General features: G+C 59.7%; 18 protein-coding genes. 4 read left to right on the forward strand and 14 right to left on the reverse strand.

Features of this window, described 5'->3' with window-relative positions:
* Positions 1-4 precede the first annotated feature (4 nt).
* Genes IPJ76_17705 through IPJ76_17725 form a run of 5 tightly spaced genes read right to left on the reverse strand, consistent with a single transcriptional unit; the run spans position 5 to position 3,972 of the window.
* Positions 5-880 (reverse strand): FKBP-type peptidyl-prolyl cis-trans isomerase, encoded by an 876-nt coding sequence (locus IPJ76_17705; GenBank protein QQR86398.1) that lies wholly within the window; start codon positions 878-880, stop codon positions 5-7.
* A complete protein-coding gene (locus IPJ76_17710) occupies positions 877-1,398 on the reverse strand; it encodes an FKBP-type peptidyl-prolyl cis-trans isomerase (GenBank protein QQR86399.1) in 522 nt (173 codons plus the stop codon). Before IPJ76_17710 ends, IPJ76_17705 begins: the two co-directional genes overlap by 4 nt.
* Entirely contained in the window at positions 1,395-2,384 is a 990-nt protein-coding gene (locus IPJ76_17715; GenBank protein ID QQR86400.1) for a bifunctional oligoribonuclease/PAP phosphatase NrnA, read from the reverse strand. The genes IPJ76_17710 and IPJ76_17715 overlap by 4 nt, the downstream gene beginning before the upstream one ends.
* 60 nt (positions 2,385-2,444) lie before the next feature.
* Positions 2,445-3,062, reverse strand: coding sequence for a hypothetical protein (locus IPJ76_17720; GenBank protein QQR86401.1), 618 nt, complete (start codon positions 3,060-3,062; stop codon positions 2,445-2,447).
* A 7-nt stretch (positions 3,063-3,069) separates the two neighbouring features.
* Positions 3,070-3,972, reverse strand: a complete 903-nt coding sequence (locus IPJ76_17725; protein ID QQR86402.1) for a hypothetical protein — start codon at positions 3,970-3,972, stop codon at positions 3,070-3,072.
* A gap of 151 nt (positions 3,973-4,123) precedes the next feature.
* Here IPJ76_17725 and IPJ76_17730 point away from each other — a divergent pair, with 151 nt between their 5' ends.
* Entirely contained in the window at positions 4,124-4,543 is a 420-nt protein-coding gene (locus IPJ76_17730; GenBank protein ID QQR86403.1) for a nucleoside-diphosphate kinase, read from the forward strand.
* Positions 4,544-4,660: 117 nt separating this feature from the next.
* On the opposite strand, the gene IPJ76_17735 is transcribed toward IPJ76_17730, so the two are convergent.
* A complete protein-coding gene (locus IPJ76_17735) occupies positions 4,661-5,695 on the reverse strand; it encodes an SRPBCC family protein (protein ID QQR86404.1) in 1,035 nt (344 codons plus the stop codon).
* 110 nt (positions 5,696-5,805) lie between these two features.
* On the opposite strand from IPJ76_17735, the gene IPJ76_17740 reads away from it, so the two are divergent.
* The gene (locus IPJ76_17740; protein ID QQR86405.1) at positions 5,806-6,393 is read left to right on the forward strand and encodes a hypothetical protein; all 588 of its coding nucleotides are present in this window, start codon (positions 5,806-5,808) and stop codon (positions 6,391-6,393) included.
* Between the two features lie 69 nt (positions 6,394-6,462).
* Entirely contained in the window at positions 6,463-7,158 is a 696-nt protein-coding gene (locus IPJ76_17745; protein QQR86406.1) for a zinc metallopeptidase, read from the forward strand.
* Between the two features lie 14 nt (positions 7,159-7,172).
* On the opposite strand, the gene IPJ76_17750 is transcribed toward IPJ76_17745, so the two are convergent.
* The 5 genes from IPJ76_17750 to IPJ76_17770 all read right to left on the reverse strand — a co-directional run bounded on the left by IPJ76_17750 (position 7,173) and on the right by IPJ76_17770 (position 11,104).
* Positions 7,173-8,267: a hypothetical protein gene (locus IPJ76_17750; GenBank protein QQR86407.1), complete on the reverse strand. Its 1,095-nt coding sequence runs from the start codon at positions 8,265-8,267 to the stop codon at positions 7,173-7,175.
* A gap of 14 nt (positions 8,268-8,281) precedes the next feature.
* Positions 8,282-9,841, reverse strand: coding sequence for a DUF853 family protein (locus tag IPJ76_17755; GenBank protein QQR86408.1), 1,560 nt, complete (start codon positions 9,839-9,841; stop codon positions 8,282-8,284).
* Between the two features lie 62 nt (positions 9,842-9,903).
* Entirely contained in the window at positions 9,904-10,104 is a 201-nt protein-coding gene (locus tag IPJ76_17760) for a dodecin domain-containing protein (GenBank protein QQR86409.1), read from the reverse strand.
* A gap of 82 nt (positions 10,105-10,186) precedes the next feature.
* The gene (locus IPJ76_17765) at positions 10,187-10,621 is read right to left on the reverse strand and encodes a hypothetical protein (protein ID QQR86410.1); all 435 of its coding nucleotides are present in this window, start codon (positions 10,619-10,621) and stop codon (positions 10,187-10,189) included.
* Positions 10,622-10,699: 78 nt separating this feature from the next.
* Positions 10,700-11,104: a DoxX family protein gene (locus IPJ76_17770; protein ID QQR86411.1), complete on the reverse strand. Its 405-nt coding sequence runs from the start codon at positions 11,102-11,104 to the stop codon at positions 10,700-10,702.
* 98 nt (positions 11,105-11,202) lie between these two features.
* On the opposite strand from IPJ76_17770, the gene IPJ76_17775 reads away from it, so the two are divergent.
* Positions 11,203-12,519, forward strand: coding sequence for an alkaline phosphatase D family protein (locus IPJ76_17775; GenBank protein ID QQR86412.1), 1,317 nt, complete (start codon positions 11,203-11,205; stop codon positions 12,517-12,519).
* Here IPJ76_17775 and IPJ76_17780 read toward each other — a convergent pair.
* From IPJ76_17780 to IPJ76_17790, 3 genes are read right to left on the reverse strand one after another with little or no spacing between them, the layout of a single operon-like run.
* The gene (locus IPJ76_17780) at positions 12,513-13,187 is read right to left on the reverse strand and encodes a hypothetical protein (GenBank protein ID QQR86413.1); all 675 of its coding nucleotides are present in this window, start codon (positions 13,185-13,187) and stop codon (positions 12,513-12,515) included. The genes IPJ76_17775 and IPJ76_17780 overlap by 7 nt on opposite strands.
* Entirely contained in the window at positions 13,184-13,567 is a 384-nt protein-coding gene (locus tag IPJ76_17785) for a hypothetical protein (protein ID QQR86414.1), read from the reverse strand. The genes IPJ76_17780 and IPJ76_17785 overlap by 4 nt, the downstream gene beginning before the upstream one ends.
* Positions 13,568-13,569: 2 nt before the next feature.
* Complete coding sequence (locus IPJ76_17790; protein ID QQR86415.1) at positions 13,570-13,845, reverse strand: DUF493 family protein; 276 nt, start codon at positions 13,843-13,845, stop codon at positions 13,570-13,572.
* Positions 13,846-13,929 lie beyond the last annotated feature (84 nt).

The following is a 13,929-nucleotide window of genomic DNA, read 5'->3' on the forward strand; positions in this document are numbered from 1 at the left end:
GTTCCTATTGGGCGGGCGCTCCTTTCGGCACGACTTCCGTCACCTCCACGGTGTACCGCACGGGTGTCCAAGCCGGCACAATGCCGCTGGACGAACCTTCAGGGCCGAATGCCATTGAACTTGGGATGATGAACTCGCCTGAGCTTCCAAGGTGAAGCAGGTGAACGGCCACCTCCACACCCTTAATGACCTGGTCCGGGTCACCGAGGACGAACGTCATGGGCGCTTGTACGGCTCCTTCATCGAACACGTGACCGTCCAGGAACCGTCCAAGGAGCCGGATGGTGACGAGGTCCCCCGTTTTGATGGTCGCGCTATCGTATCCTGGATCGTTGAGCCGGTAGAACAGAAGACTGCTGCCCCATCGGACCCAGTCGGTGCTGTCCGAATAGGCCAAGAGCAGCGCTTGCTCAGTGCTGTCGGTACCGGCCATGGCTACATACCGCCCGGTTGATCTCTGCTCGAACATGTCCATGATGTCCAGCAGGCTCATCTCCACTTCGAGCGTGGTGGAATCAGTAGGCGCTGGCACGACGCTACCTATCCATTGCTTCCAGGGAAAGGCACCGGCGAGCACCTTAACGCTCACACTATCGCCTTCATTCATCCGCGTGAGCATGGCCCCATCGAACCCACGCGCCCGGTCCACCAGGAAGTAGCGCTCCGAACTGTAGAGTGAACCGGGTGGTTGACCCGGCAGCGAAATGCGCAGACGCATCAATGCGCTATCGCCGGTGATGGGTGCGGCCGTTCCATCGCCAAGGGCATGCAGCTTGAACCAGATACCCGGTGCGGCCTGCTTGAAGCCGGGGTACTTACCGTCGCCGCAACCAATGAGCGCCACGATGGCAGAGAGCACGAGAACCGGGCGGCACCTCATCGAACATCCTTGATGTCAACCACACCGACCCTGTACACGACCGTACTGCGCATGGGCACCTTGGCCTGGTCGCCGATAAGTCCGAACGCACGGTGGCTCGGTATGATGAGCACCGCACTGTCCCCAATGCTGAGCTGCTGCACGGCCTCGTGCAGTCCGCTCTCCACATCATCGTGCTCCACGCGGAAAGATTCAGGTTCGCCTGGTTTGCTCTTGTAGCACTCCACACCGCTGAGCAGTTCCATCACATAGTTGACCGTGACCAGTTGGTCCGGCTTCGCAACGTTTCCTTCGGCATCGCGCAACTTGCTCACGTGCACGCCGGTCCCGATGTCGATCGCTGCGATCGAGCGGCGCTTCAGATAGAGGTCGATGTCGCGCATCTCCTGTCGTGCAGCACGCTGGTTGTCGGTGATCAGTTCTTCTTGATCGGGCATGTTGCGCGTCTGCGGTCCAGGGTCGGTGCAGCCACCAACAGTGAACATCAGTAGCATCAGCAGTAGCAACTCTGTTCTCATAGGTAAGCCGGTACAACCTTCAGGAACCGCTCCACCACATCGGCCAATGGTTCGAACGCATGCCCGCCCGCCGCATTGCGATGGCCGCCGCCCAGGAAATGCTCTGCGCAGATCCGGTCGGCCGGATATTGTGCTTTGCTCCGGAGGCTCACCTTCACACGGTCGGGTCGTTCCATGAAGAACGCGGCGAGCTTGGTGCCCTTGATGCTGAGACCGTAGTTGACCAGTCCTTCGGTGTCGCCTGGTTGGAAACTGAAACGTTCCAAGTCGTTCCTGGAAAGCGCAATGACGGCCACACCCAGGTCCGCGTGAAGCTGCAACCGTTCGCTGAGCGCAAAGCCTGTCAACCGCAGCCGATCAAAACTGTTGTCATCGAAGATGGCCGACTGGATCGTGTCCGGCACTGCACCGCGTTCCATCAGGTCGGCGCCTACCCGCAACGTGTGCGGCGTGGTGCTGCTGAAGCGGAACGAGCCGCTATCCGTCATGATGCCGGTATACAGGCAGGTTGCGACGCGTTGATCGATGTGCCCCCTCCAGCCCAATCCAACGGCGATATCATGCACCATCTGGGCTGTGGCACATGCAGTTATGTCGCTGAACGCGATGTCGAACGCTTCTGGTTCGCGGTGGTGGTCGATCAACACCTTGAGGGGTGCCTTGCGCAGGGTTTGCTCAAGTTTCTCCACCCGGTCCAGCCGATTGAAATCCAGACAGAAAAGGACATCTGCGTCGCGAACGGCTTGCTCGGCTTTCGCTGGTGCCACATCAAAGGCCACTGCTTCATCATACCCCGGCATCCAACGCAGGAAGGCCGGGGGCTGATTGGGCAGCACGACCGTGGCCGGGTGTCCGGCTGCGCGGAGCAGGTGCATCCAGCCCAGGCTGCTGCCGATGGCATCACCATCGGGGTTGTAGTGCGTAACGATCACCGTGCGCTTCGGGGTACCGAGCAGGGAACGCAACCCGCCTAAGGCTTCTTCCATGGGCCGCAAAGAAAAGTCCCCGCAGCTTGGCGGGGACTTCCGTTCATCAATGATCAGGGATCACTTCGGTCCACCGAACCCGACATCCGGGGTCGGCATGTGTTCAATGAGGATACCGACACAACCGATATCGCGGTCCTTGTTGGCGCCCTTTCGCTCTTCTTCCGGCACCCCGGGCGCCACGACTTCCACCAGCAATCGCTTTGTACTGGTGCACGTGAATTCGATCTCCTGGGCCATGTCATGTTCGCTGCAGTCCCATACCACCTTGCGGACATCGGTGTACACCACACGTTCTTCCGTGCGTTTGCTGGGTTTCGTTTCGCCCGTGGGTTGGCCGTTCTCGTCCAGCACGGCTACGTTCTCCACAATGTCCACCATCTCCTTCTGCGGCTCGCGTACGATCTCGATGAGCCTGAAGCCCATCTGCTTGCCGATCACCTTTTCATCGTAGCACAGGCCGATCCGGTAATCCTGGCCAGCGTACACAATGACGTTCAGTTCCGTCGGAACCCCCACCTGCACCGCTGCACTCCGGCTCTGGCCGTTGAGCGAGAAGCGCGCATCGCCGCTCCGTTCGCAATTGAACTTGTGGTAATCGGTGCAGTTGTACTGCGCCTGGGACACCGTTGCACAAGCGATCAACGCCGCCAATGCCATCTGCTTCACGTTCTTCATCACGGATTCAATTGCTGGCCGTTGGTGCGTCCTCGGGCGCCACTATGGCGGCCCTAACGCTTTCCACTGCGGCACCCAGTTGTTGGTACAGGTCTTCACTGACGGATACCGAGGTGTTGTCGCCCAGCACCATGCGGCCACTGGAACTCTTGCCTTCAGCAGGACTGCGTTTCACCTCCATCCGGTCATAGATGTCGCGGATCCCCTTGAGCTGGCCGAGCACTTTCGCCACCGCTGGGTCCTCTTTCTGTTCTTCCATCAACTGGACCAAGTGCTCCAAAGTCGGCTTCTGATCGGCAACGCGCTGGCGCAGTTCGACAGCGTTTCCGGTGGCTTCTGCCTTCTTGATCACCAAGTGCATGCTTTCCACCCATCCACCGGCCAACACCAAGGACAATGCTGGGCCCATGTCCTCGTCCTGGAGTTTCTCATAGGCTTTGTAATAGGCTTCGTTGCTGATGACCTCCAGGGAATCACCTTGGGAGACGTTCTTGTCCAACCGGCTTTGGATTGCCGCGTCGAACGCACTGCTGAGGCCGAGCTTCTCACCAAGGTCCTTCACCGTGAGGTAATAGCGCGCAACCTCCACCCGGTTGAATTGGCTGGCGTAGACCAGATCGGTGGCATAAACCCCGAAGTTCAGCGCCCTCTTGCTCGTGGTTACATAACGATCGGCGGAAGCCACATTGCTCATGAGCTTGCGATCCCCCTCGCCCATCAGATTGCGCACCAACGAGAACAGCTCGTTGGGGGTTGGCATCTGGTAGAGGCTCGCGCTCAGCGCCGCTCCTTCGTCGGCCCCAATGGTCAGCTTCTCCGTGGAGGTCTCGGCCGATGGTCGCTGGCCACCGCCACAAGCGGCCACCAAGGCAGCCACAGCGAACAGCGCTGTACAGGTCTTCATGTGCATGTCGGGAATGAGGAATGCCGGTCAAAAGTACCCGGGTGCCAGGGGATGCCCGTCCCGGCGCCGGTGATCTTTCCATGCCCCACTGTTGATGGGTGGTGGAAGGCCGCTAGTTTCGCGCCCGCTTTCCAATACAGCAGAAAACGAGCATCCGATGGCAGGGAACAGGACCTTCACCATGATCAAGCCGGAAGCGGTGGCCGCAGGCCATGCCGGCAAGATCCTTGACATGATCATCCAGAACGGCTTCCGCGTGGTGGCCCTCAAGTACACGCGGCTCAGCCACAAGGAGGCTGGTGCGTTCTACGCCGTGCACAAGGAACGCCCGTTCTACGGCGAACTGGTGGACTACATGGCCAGCGGTCCCATCTACGCGGCCATCTTGGAAAAAGACAATGCGGTGGAAGACTTCCGAGCTCTTATCGGTGCTACGGATCCCGCACAGGCGGCTGAAGGAACGATCCGAAAGCGGTTCGCGGAGAGCAAGGCGAAGAACGCTTCGCACGGTAGCGACAGCGACGAGAACGCGCTCATCGAAGGGCACTTCTTCTTCAGCAGCCGCGAACAGTACTAAGGCCAACGACCTTTCCTTCGAAAGCCGCCTTTCCGGGCGGCTTTCGCTTTTGGTACCAGCAAGAACGAATGAGGGCCGCCATTGGGCGGCCCTCATTCGCTTGCCAAGGCGCGCGCCTCACTTCATCATGTAGTAGATGTTCGTGAGCCACTTCATGCTGTCAGGCTCGCTCATGGGGTCGGTCACGTATTCCTCGATCACGTGGTCCTTCAATTCGCGGCCGTTCGCTTTCATGGCGTCGTCCATGGCCATGTGCGCGTTATAGCTACCGTGATAGCCGCCCATGTACGGGATGAACTGTGCCTTGCCGGCCGGTACCACCAACGTTTCCCAGCCCTTCACACTTGTCGTGGCGTCACCTTTCACCGGCATGGCCGCCATCATGTCGGCTTGCTGGTTGGGCTCGTCCCACTTGAAAATGATCCCGGATGGCATTCCGGACATTTCAAGCTTTGCGGCTCCAAGGTCTTTGCCAAGAGCTTGGTAAGTGTCGCCATAGAACTTCTCCATATCCGCCCACTTCACCACGGCACGCTTGCCCACGTACACCATCTCAGGGCGATCGACCATGTCGACCTTGTAGCCACGGAACTCGTTTTTGGGCGCCGACACCGCCGCAGCCTCCGCCTGCTCTTTCAGGCGTCCAAGCCCTTTATCGAACTCTGGTCCTACCATCTTGTCCATGTTGAAGAACATGCTCATGGCCTTCGCGATCATGCCGTCGTTATTGCCGAACATGGCCCACGTCACTTTCGTGCTGTCGCCCATTCCCTCCAACAGGACCTCCGCGTTGCTTTCGCTCTCCATTGGCTCCTTGAAGTGCAGGGCAACCCCGACCTTCTTGTTGGGCTCCAGTGCAACGATCTCTTGTGAGCCCGATCCAACATCACTGTTCCCTTCCCAGGATGCTGTGGCTCCAACGGTCCCGTCGGTGCCGCTCATGCTCTTCTTCATGTTCGGGTCGTGATCGTTCCATGGGCTCCACTTGTCCATTGCCGCTAGAGTGCTCGTGTGCGCGTACACCACTTCCACAGGAGCCTTCACCGTCACGGAACGTTCCACTCGATAAGTGTCGTCGCCCATGAGCGACATCACGAAAACAATGGCCAGGATAGCCACAAGGATGATGAGTATGGTCTTCAGTGCTTTCATGCGCTTGGGGGTTTAGAGGCGAAAGATGGCACGCGGCAAGCGCCCGGCAAGCGCTAACCCAAGGCCAGTGACGACCGGTGGCACAGTGTTTTCTTTGCGCCTTCCAAACCTTGAACAAGATGACCGCCCATTTGCGCACCCTGGCCCAAATAGTCGTTGTGGGACTGCTCGCCCTGCCCTTTGCCGGCTGCAAGGAGAAAACCAGTGCGGCCCTCGGCACCAAGGTTCAGCAACCCTTCAGTGGATCGAACTACGAGAGCAACAACCGTTGGTTCCGCGGTGTGGGTATCGGCGCCAGCAGCAAGCAGAACATAGCCCGCAGCAAGAGCGACCTGGATGCCAAGAGCCAGCTGGCAGGCCAGGTGGGCAGCTCAGTGCGCTCGGTGAGCGACCAGTACTTGGGCGAAACGGGCAACGCGAACGCAAGCGAAGTGGCGGACAAGTTCCAAACGCTGGTGCGCGACGTGATGAAGACCGAGATCGCCGACCTGAGGAAGATCGGCGAGGAGACCTTCCACAATGCGGAGAAGGGCGAATTCACGGTTTACACGGCCTACGAGATCAAGAAAGCGGCCATGTGGCGCTTCATGAAGAAGCAGGCGCGCACCGAAGCCAAGATGGACGAAGCCACTTTGAAGGTTTGGGAGGAGATGATGGACGAGCAGATCAAGCTGGCAGAAGCCGAGGAGGAGAAGTAAGGCTGACGGTGTGTCAGGTCGGCACGGAACGGTGCTTCCTTTGCTGAGCGCAACCCAAACATATCGAAGATGGCAGGTCTATGGATCCTCGGGCTGGTGATGTTCGGCATCAGCTTCCTCGTGAGCCAACGCTTGAAGAGCAAGTTCACGCAGTACAGCAAGACGCCGCTGAGCAACGGTATGAGCGGCCAGGAAGTCGCGCTCCAAATGCTGGCCGACAACGGCATCCGTGATGTGAAGGTGGTTTCGGTCGCGGGGCAGCTCACGGACCATTACAACCCGGCCAACAAGACGGTGAACCTGAGCGAGGTGGTGTACCACAGCCGCAATGCCGCCGCCGCCGCTGTTGCCGCCCACGAGTGCGGGCACGCCGTGCAGCACGCCACCGCCTACAGCTGGTTGCAGATGCGCAGCAAGCTGGTGCCCGTGGTCCAGGTGAGCAGCCGCTGGATGCAGTGGGTGATCATCGGAGGCATCATCCTCACTTCAACAATGGCCGGCCCCCTCGGACCGAACGTTCTTCTCGCGGGCATCATCATGTTCGCGTTCACAACCCTGTTCGCTTTCATCACGCTGCCGGTGGAATACGATGCCAGCAACCGTGCTCTGGCTTGGATGAAACAACGCGGCATAGTGACCACGGCCGAGTACGCCATGAGCGAAGACGCTTTGAAGTGGGCCGCACGCACGTACGTGGTTGCCGCCATCGGCTCGCTCGCTACGCTGCTGTACTACATCATGCTCTACATGGGCCGGAGGGACTGACCCGCACAACTGATCTAGTGGAAGCCCTGGTCCCCGATCGGGGCTTCTTCGTTCCCACCGAGCGTGAGCACAACGGGCAGATGATCGCTGTAGCCACCGTGGTACTTGCCGCGCCCTCCGTACGTGCGGTTGGGAGAAGGCCCGAAACGCGGATGGTCGAACAACAGGAACGGAGAACGCACAGCTCGTGCATTGAACGCGCGAACGCCATCGTTCGGCCAGAGCAGGCCTCGGCTCACGATCATGTGGTCGAGGTAGGACCATTCGCCATCGAACTGGTGCGAACCGGCAGGCTTCTGCCTGTCCAAGGCCACCAGGTCGTACAGGTCATGGTCATGGCTTCCGGTGTCGAGCGCAGCAGCAAGCCCTTCGCGTATGCTACGGTCCAACGGCGTGTCGTTCAGGTCGCCCATCACGATGATGCGCGCTTGCGGCTCGGCGGCCAACAGCGCGTCCACCTTGTCGCGTACCACGGATGATGCCTTCATGCGCTTTGGCTCGCTCTCCTGGACGCCTTCACGACGGCTGGGCCAGTGGTTCACGAACACATGCAGCGCCTCGCCATCCGCGAGCTGTAGGCGCGCGTACAGCACATCGCGCGTGGCATCGCCCTGCAGCTTCACGGAAAGAGATTGAGCGTGATCGGGGAAAACGTACGGGCCTTCCTGCACCAGCAGCGCCACATCGATGCCGCGCTCATCGGGTGAATCGAAATGCTCCAGGACGTAGTTCCCTTGATCAAGCGGTGGTGTTGCGATCAGGTCCAGGCACACCCGCGCGTTCTCGACTTCCACCAAACCGATGATGAGCGGCAACTGCGCCGAGGCCGAAGCAATGGCTCGGGCAAGGTGCGCCAGCTTGGTCCGGTAGCGCTCTTCGGTCCACTGGAGGTCGCCATTGGGCGTGTACTCTTCATCGCCGCGCACGCTCGGGTCATCCTGTGTGTCGAACAGGTTCTCCACGTTGTAGCACACCACGCTGCCCTGCGCGATGGGCAACAGCTCCGTTGGTTCCTGCGGGCGTGCCTCCGCTGAGTTCGTCGCGACCTGTTCGCCGCAACCCAGCGCAAGCACCATGGCCGCGCTGCACCAATGCCAACGCTTCTTCATGTTCTGTGATGGTCCTATCCGAAAAGCCCCTTGCTCTTCCTTCGACGGGTGGAACTTTTAACGCCCAACACGCCGAGCAAACCACGGGTGAGCACGTTGGCAACGGTCCTGCCGACCTGCCGCACCATGGTGTTCTCGCTGAGCTTCTCCAAGGTCCCCTTTTCCCCTTTTTCCTTCTTCCTACCCTCTTTCTCTTCCGCTTCTTCCTCCTCAGCCTCGCCGTGGTCCTTCAGCCGCTTTTCCAGCAGTTCGAAGGCGCTCTCGCGGTCGATGGCCTCGTTGTACTTGCCTGCTAACCTGCTTTGGCTCACCAAGCCCTGCATCTCCAACGGGGAAAGCACGTCCATTCGTGTGATGGGTGCGCGCATGAGCGTGTGTGCCAGCGGCGTGGGGGTCCCTTTTTCGCTGAGTGCCGTCACTAGCGCCTCTCCGATGCCGAGCGAGGTGATCAGCGCTTCGGTGTCGTAGAATTCCGTGAGCGGGTAGTTCTCGGCGGTGCGCTTTATGGTGGTGCGATCCTTGGCCGTGAAGGCGCGCAGGGCATGCTGCACTTTAAGTCCGAGCTGTCCGAGCACGCTCTCGGGCACATCGCCCGGGTCCTGTGTGCAGAAGTACACACCCACTCCTTTCGAGCGGATCAGCTTGATGATGGTTTCGATCTGTTCCAACAAAGGCTTGGTGGCCGTATTGAAGATCAGGTGCGCTTCGTCGATGAAGAGCACGAGCTTGGGCTTGTCGGCATCACCTTGCTCGGGGAAGGTTGAGTAGATCTCCGCCAGCAGGCACAGCATGAAGGTGCTGAAGAGACGCGGCTTGTCCTGGATATCGGTAAGGCGCACGATGTGCACCACACCGCGGCCATCGCGGAGCTGCAACAGGTCCTGCACGTCGAAGCTGCGCTCCCCGAAAAATGTGTCCGCTCCTTGCTGTTCCACCTCGATTAGCTTGCGCAGGATGGTGTTCACCGTGGCCGGGCTGACGTTGCCGTAAGCCTTGCCGATCTCCTCCTTGCCTTCATCGATGGTGAACTGCAGCACGCGGCGGAGGTCCTTCAGATCGAGCAGTGGCAAGCCTTTGTCGTCGCAGTACTTGAAGACGAGACTGAGCACGCTGCTCTGCGTGTCGTTCAGTTCGAGGATTCGGGACAAGAGCACGGGACCGAACTCGCTGATGGTGGCGCGCAACCGTGCACCCGGCTCTTTGCTCAGGCTCAGCAGTTCAACAGGCACCGCTTGCGGCTCGTACGGCACGTTCATCCTCTGGTGCCGGGCGGTGATCTTGTCGTTGACGGCGCCTGCCGCAGCCAGACCGCTCAGGTCGCCTTTGATGTCCATGAGCAGTGTGGGAACGCCGTTCAGGCTCAGTTGCTCGGCGAGCACTTGAAGCGTCTTCGTCTTGCCCGTGCCGGTAGCGCCGCAGATGAGACCGTGGCGGTTCATGGTGCGCAGCGGAACCTTTACTTGGGTGCCCGGCGCGCATTCACCATCGAGCAGCGGCGCGCCCAGGATGATACTGTTGCCTTGGAACGTATAGCCCGCCTGCATGGCGGCGGTGAACGCTTGCTGATCTGCCATGGGGGAAAAGTAGAAACGGAAAGAGGGCCGTAGAGCCCTCTTCCCGCGAACATTCGGTGCGTTCACTCGATCGCGAAGGCGATCTTCAGGTTGACGCGGTACTCCACGATCTTGCCTTTTTCGACGACTGCGCTCTGGTTCTGCACGTTCACGGAACGGATGCCGCGCACGCTCTTGCTGGCGGCTTTCACAGCGTTTGCGGTTGCGTCTTCCCAACTGGTCTTGCTGTTGCCGAGAATCTCAATGACTTTGATGACGCCCATGGGAGGTTGGTTTTAGGGTGTAAAGTGAAGGGTGGAAAAGTGCGAGGTGGAAGATGGAACGTGCAGCACTTGCCCGGGCAACCTACTTGAATAGCTTGCCCAGGAGGCCCTTGGCCATGTCGGCGATGCCACCGCCACCGAGGTTGCCCAACAAGCTTTGGAGATTGCCGGCGTTGCCTCCGATCTTATCGCTGAGCAACCTGGTAAGCAGGGGCATTACAATCGCACCCACGCCACTGGCTTGGCTCGCGTTCAGCCCCACGTTGCCGGTGAGCTTGCTTTGGAAGGTATTGCCGATGTTGCTCAGCAGGTTGTCGGCATTCGCAGTGTTCTTGGCGTCACTGAAGAGGTTCAGCACATCGTCGAGGCCGAAGCCATCGCCTCCTCCAAGGACTTCCTTCACGCTGTCCGCAGCTGCATTGATGCTGCCATCGGTCTGTTGCTGGTTGAGGCCGGCCTTCTGCATGAGCTGCGGGCCGACCTGGTTTTTCAATTGGTCGAGGATCTGATCGAACATGGTCGTTGGGTGTTTATGGCGTTCGGACGGCACCATGCCCATCCGTCACACTGCCCTACGAACCTAACACATCAACGATCAACTGAAACTGATGCGGTCGATGGAGAACCTCCCACTCCCCGTGAAGAACAGCGCTACAAAGGCACCGAGGTAAACGAGCGCCAGTTCCATCTCCTTGAAGGGGCCATCCCCGTTGGCCATGAAGGCGGCCACCGCCATGGCAATAACGAGCGGCACCGTGCTCAACCGCAACCAAAGACCGAGCATAACCATCGCACTGCACACCACTTCGGCAAAGACCACCAGGCTCAGCGCGAGCACCGAACCCATGCCAATGGGATCATAGAACGTGTCCATCCGCTCGCTGAAGTTCATGAGCTTGGTCCAGCCGTGGCCGTACAGCATGCCGCCACCGGCCACCACGCGCAATACGAGCAGGCCGAAGTCGAGACCGACCGGCTCGGAGTTCAAGAGCTTCGACATGGTGCAAAAGTGGTCGGCGGTGGAAGTCGCGGACTAGCGGGGCGGGTTCGTTCATCAACAGAGTCCGGTTCACCTTTGGGGGGTTATAGCAACTGCCCATGCGCCTGTTACTCGCTCCTGCTCTCCTCCTCTCGACAGCGCTCCACGCGCAGGATACTATCAACCCCGTGGTGATGCTCGGACCCGTAACCATGAACGAAGCCACCATTTGGTCCATGCGGTACAGCATTCCGGACATTGCGATCCAGTACCGGATCGCGAACGACAGCATGGACAAATGGTCGAACAAGTGGTCGTGGCCTTTGGAGGAGCAGTCGCTGAGGAACGTCAAGCTTGATGGGCTCATTCCCGGGACCACCTACGAGTACCGCCTTGTGCACCCCGAGGACCGTTCGGAGCACGTGCTGAGCGACGTGTACCACTTCACCACCCAACCCCTTTGGCAGTGGCGTACCGATCCGCCGGAATTCACCGTGGCCATGGGCAGCTGCAACTACGTGAACGAGGAACGCTTCGACCGTCCGGGCAAACCCTACGGCGACGGTTACCAGATCTACAACAGCATCGCCGACAAGAAGCCTGACCTGATGCTCTGGCTCGGCGACAACATCTATTTGCGCGAACCGGACTGGGATTCGCGCAGCGGTTTCCTGCACCGGTACACGCATACTCGCTCGATGCCGGAGATGCAGCGCTTGCTGACCACCTGCCCCAACTACGCCATCTGGGACGACCACGACTTCGGCCCGAATGACGGCGACCGCAGTTTCGTGCACGCAGAGACCTCGCGGGAAATGTTCCGCCTCTTCTGGCCCAACCCGACACCTGAGCAACCCGGCGTGGGTGGCGTGGGCACACAGTTCAGCCATGCTGACATCGACTTCTTCCTGCTCGACGACCGCAGCTTCCGCACGCGAGCCGACCTGAAGTCCGGCGAGCCGCAGATCCTCGGCACCGCGCAGATCGATCGGCTCATTGAAGGCCTCAAGTTCAGCAAAGCACCGTTCAAGCTGGTGGCCGTGGGCGGACAGTTCCTCAACACCGTGGCGCAGTACGAGAACTTCGCCAACTATCCAAAGGAGCGGCAGGCCATCATCGACCGCATCCAGGCTGAAGGCATCACCGGTGTCTTGTTCCTGTCCGGGGACCGGCACTTCACCGAGTTGAGCGAACTAACACTGCCGGACGGCAACATCATCCGCGACCTGACGGTTTCGCCGCTAACGAGCACGGCCTACGACCCAAAGGAAGACAACACCCTTCGCGTGGAAGGCACGCGCGTCGGCCAGCGCAACTTCGCTACGCTCACCTTCAGCGGAAAACGGACGGAACGTGCGATGACCATCCGCGTGTTCGACAGCGATGGGAAGTTGATGTGGGAGCGCAACGTACCGCAGCCGAAACCCGGTCAGTAGTAGTCGACCGGCTCTTCGCCCTTGCGGAAACGGGCCGAGACCGAAAGCCCGAGCGTGAAGTAGCGGATGGGGCCTTCCGTTTCACCCACGCGCCTGTTCGGCAAGGCGGTGAGCGCGAATTGTTCCGGCACGAGGTAAACACCATCGGCTTCGTAACCGATGACCAAGCCGAAGGCGAGGTTCTTGGTGGCCATCAGGTACCAGCCGAACGCGGGGCTGAAATAGCTCCCCTGCGATGTGTGCGTACCCAGACTGTCCGTTCGGAACGCGTAGCTGGTCGTGCCGAAACGCGCCCCTAGTTCAATGAATGTTTTCTCGCTGGTGAGCACCTCCCACTGCACTTTACCGTAATACGACCAACGTTGCACACTGCCCGTGCGCGCATTGCCTTGGAAGCTGCGCTGGTCGTAATCGAAGAAGCTGGCACGAACGCCCCCGCCGATACCAAGGCCCTTGTACAATGGGAACTGCACGTTCAACCCAAGCTGACCGATGACCTCCGTGAGGTGGCGCATCTGCGTGTTGTTGAAAGCGGAAGGCAGCACGAAGTCGAGCTGGGCGCCGGACACCGGGAACTTCTTGTCGCGCTTGCTCACACCGCGTTGTGGCTGGGCCATTGCGCCAAGGACAAAAACAAAAGGCAGCACGAACGCAATGTACCTTCTCATGCCCCGCGTAAGATGAACATCCGCTCCGTGCTCTGGCCGGACGAAGTGAGCCGCACGTAATAACGGCCAGGTGCCAGGCCGCTCACCTCGAGCACCCATTCCGGCCGGCCCCGTTCAAGCAGACGGGCGGGGAAGCGCTTCACCTCGTTCCAACCTTCATCCAGGACGGCCGCGTGCATTTCCTGGTCGCGGGGCACGGTCATGGACAATTTCAACCGTTCAGGGTGGTAGGCCACATCGAGCTGCGTGAGTTCGGCGTGCTTCACCACGGGCACCTCATTGGCCAGCGTATTGACGCGGAAGCGGCGGTACCATACGAACACCAACGTGATGCTGAGCGAGACCAGCAACACCCAACGCAAAGTGGACAGATCCATCATGTTCAGAGAACGATAACGCCTTCGATGAGGGCCGCCTTCTCATATCGAGCAACCACCTCATCGGCGCTCATCATCACCTCACGCACGGTAAGGCTCAGGTATTTGCCACCCGCGCTGTACTTCCTCAGCATCTCCACCTCGGCCGGAAAGAGGACCGTCACAGCATCCAGCCGGGACTGGTCCGGTTCGAAGATGAACTTGAACATATAGACCGAAGGCCACTCATGCACCTCGTTGAGCCGCTGGCGCAGGCGGTCCTTGGTCTCGTCGTTCAGCATGGTCGGTCGGGGCTTCGGAAGGCCGTTACTTTGGCAAAGGTAACTATATTTGGTTTGAACCAAACTCTTTCCTATGTTTGGCCC

This window comes from Flavobacteriales bacterium (assembly GCA_016699575.1).
Classification (GTDB): Bacteria; Bacteroidota; Bacteroidia; order Flavobacteriales_F; family PHOS-HE28; genus PHOS-HE28.